Source organism: Bacillota bacterium, from assembly GCA_024655925.1.
Lineage (GTDB): Bacteria > Bacillota > DTU025 > DTU025 > JANLFS01 > JANLFS01.
This window is the reverse complement of the sequence record JANLFS010000174.1, coordinates 1-3,297: the sequence shown is the minus strand read 5'-3', so window position 1 is coordinate 3,297 and position 3,297 is coordinate 1. Positions and strand designations below refer to the sequence as shown.

General features: G+C 58.1%; 3 protein-coding genes. All 3 read right to left on the bottom strand.

Features of this window, described 5'->3' with window-relative positions; all coding sequences use genetic code 11:
• Positions 1-102: 102 nt before the first annotated feature.
• Complete coding sequence (locus tag NUW23_15620; GenBank protein MCR4427584.1) at positions 103-1,452, bottom strand: CpaF family protein; 1,350 nt, start codon at positions 1,450-1,452, stop codon at positions 103-105.
• Between the two features lie 58 nt (positions 1,453-1,510).
• A complete protein-coding gene (locus NUW23_15615) occupies positions 1,511-2,773 on the bottom strand; it encodes a response regulator (GenBank protein MCR4427583.1) in 1,263 nt (420 codons plus the stop codon).
• Between the two features lie 57 nt (positions 2,774-2,830).
• The coding region (cpaB, locus tag NUW23_15610; protein MCR4427582.1) for a Flp pilus assembly protein CpaB at positions 2,831-3,297 on the bottom strand (467 nt) is incomplete at its 5' end.

The window sequence follows — 3,297 nt, the reverse complement described above, 5'->3', positions numbered from 1 at the left end:
GGATGTCACCCTTCTTGCCAGAGGACATCTTGAGCCCTGCGATGGCCGACATCAGGGCCAGGAATACCAGACCTGCTACCGCGTACTGCATCGCCTGTCCTCCTAAGCCTCGAATATGTCGGTAGGCACGACGATCCCGCTGGCTGCCAATGATTCGAGGAATTTGGGCCGAATACCTGTGGCCCGGTGCCGCCCCACTACGCGGCCACGGGCGTCAATCCCTGTCTGTTCAAACACGAAGAGGTCCTGCAGCACGATGACGTCGCCTTCCATGCCTAGCACCTCGGTCACGTGCGTCACCTTGCGCGTCCCATCCTTGAGGCGGCTGATGTGAACGATGAGATTCAGGGCGGAGGATATCTGTTCGCGGATGGCCCGCAGGGGCAACTCCATGCCCGCCATCATCACCATGGTCTCGGTGCGTGCCAAGACGTCCCGGGGGGAGTTCGCGTGCGCAGTAGTGATCGACCCATCGTGCCCGGTATTCATCGCCTGCAGCATGTCCAGCGCCTCGCCGCCGCGGACTTCGCCGACGACAATGCGGTCAGGCCTCATCCGCAGGCAGTTGCGCACCAGATCGCGAATGACGATGGCCCCTTTTCCTTCAATGTTGGGCGGGCGGGTCTCCAGCGATACCACGTGCTCCTGATTGAGTTTCAGTTCCGCCGCGTCCTCCACCGTAATGATGCGTTCATCATTAGGGATAAAGGACGAAAGGACGTTGAGTAGTGTAGTCTTGCCCGCCCCGGTACCCCCTGACACCACGATATTGAGGCGGCCCCGCACGCAGGCATCCAGGAAGCGGGCGATGGCCGGGGTCAGCGTGCCAAGACGAATAAGGTCATCCATCCCCAGACGCTCGGTTGGGAACTTGCGGATGGTCAGAGTGGGGCCATTCAGAGCCAGGGGGGGAATAATCGCATTGACGCGTGAGCCGTCGGGCAGCCGGGCATCAACCATCGGGCTGCTCTCGTCGATTCTTCTCCCTAACGGTGCAATGATCTTCTCGATAACATGCAACACGTGCTCGTCGTCACGAAACAGTATGTCTGCCGGATAGATTTTCCCTTGCCGCTCGACATAGACCTGTTGCGGCCCGTTAACCATGATCTCAGATATCTCCTCGTCAAGCAGCAATGGGGTGATGGGTCCATACCCCACAACTTCGTCCATGACCATAGCGATGATGCGGTCCCGTTCCGCCCGCAGCATGACTTCTCCCTGCCGGTCCAGGATGTCGTCGGATATTTTCCTGACTTCCTGCCGCAGGCGCGGTTCCAGCATTTCGCTGCCCTGTCGGTATGCAGTCAGTATCTCATTGTCAATTTCCTTGACGACTTCACGGTGGATATCGTGCACCAGTTCGAGAAGCTGCCGGTTCTTGGTTCCCTTCCCGATTTCCAAGGCACGAAGGTCGCCTATTTGTGTTTCCAGGCGCTTCAGCAGTGACAAAGTGCATCATCTCCCTATCTTGCGCGAGGGAGCAGTGGGTGTATTCCCTAGCTGCTCATTACCGAGCCGTCGCCGCCTTTTTTCCCCAGAATCTGCGCTTTCTGTCTTCCTTCAATCCCGGCTTCTCCTTAAAGCCTGCATCGGGCTTGTGGGCGCGCGTGTCGATGCCGGGGTCGACCACGGAAACCAGCGAGTACAGTGCTTTGGTCACCGGGGCGTTGGGATCCACCAGAATGAAGGGCTGACCTCGGTTCACCGACTGCACCACCAGCTTGCCGTCGTTGGGCAAGCGCGCGTCGATTTTCATTTCCAACACCTTCTCCACATCATTGGGATCGATTCCGTGGTAGTGGGACGCCCGGTTGAGCACCAGCTTGACCTTATGTAGAAGGCCAAGCGTGGTGAGGATGTCCAGGCTGCGCTTAATGTTCTTTACCGTTGGGAGATCCAGTGAGGCCACCAACAGGATGATGTCCGCCACGTCGAGGGCCACCAGCGTAGTGTCATTGAATACCGGGGGAGTATCAACAATCACGTAGTCGTGGCTTTTGGAGAATGCCTTGAGCACGCGGGCCACATCGTCGGCTTCAATGAGTTCTGCCAGCTCGGGCTTGTTGGGCGAGGCGAGCACATCGACCCCGTTGCGCTCGTACAGGTAGCTCTGCAGCAGCTCAGTGTCAAGATCCCCCTGCTCCTGCATCAGTTCGGCAATGGTACGCTTAGGAAAAATGTTGAGCATCACCGCAATGTCGCCGAATTGCAAATCGAGATCGACCAGCCCCACCTTTTCCCCCGTCCTCTCCGCCAGAGCCACCGCCAGGTTGGCGCAGATGCAGGTCTTGCCGACGCCCCCTTTTGTGCTGAATACCGTCACAATGTGGGGTTGATGGGCGCGTACTTCTTCTGCCCCCTCGCTCCCAATGTCCCCGAGGGACTCCCAGCGCTTCCTGTTCAGTTCTACCACACGCTTCACTGTGGACGCCAGTTCGTCCGGGCTGAAGGGCTTGATGAGAAACTCCTTGGCACCGGCCAGCATGGCGCGCTTCAGGTACTCCTGCTCGCCTTGGACGGACACTATGATGACTGCTGTGCGCGGATTCGACACCCCGATAAGCTCTGTGGCCTGGATGCCGTCCATCTCCGGCATGTTGATGTCCATCAGAACCACATCTGGATTCAGTTCCCTGGCTTGCTCGACTGCTTCACGCCCGTTAGCGGCTTCTCCGATAACTGTAATGCTCTTGTCGAGCTCCAGCAGCATCCTGATGTTTTCGCGGGTCTGCTCTACGTCATCTACTACTAGGACAGTGATTTCTCTCACAGGCGCACCTCCTTCTCACCCAAGGTTGCAGAACCCAGCGTGCTTCTCCCGCCAGATCTACCGACCTATCAACATCCGCATCTCGAACGGTGAAACCACTGCACGTCCTTCATCCACGGGTGATCTCAATGCTAACCGAATCCTTGCCCTTTCCGAAACCAACGTCAGTGGACGGGCATCTGCCGGAGTCACTGCCAGCGTCACGGTTCCGTATTTTCCTCCGGCACCCCCACCTTCGGCTGGAGCAGCATCGCTCAGGGACTGGCCCACGGCAAGAACCTCGATGTTCTGGAGAAAGATTGTAGTCCCGCTAAAAGGCTGCCCAGCTCCCCCAGGAACATCAAATGTCCCCAGTACATCAACACGATCCCCGGGTCTTAGCATGCCTGACACACCGCTCACATCGTCCACCTGGACCGACACGGCTCGTTTCCCTACCGGGACGGCATACGCTAGCCTCGTCAGCCTCTTCTCTTCCCCGACCAGACTCTTGACGAGAATCTCCTGTCCTGAGGCTATGAAGT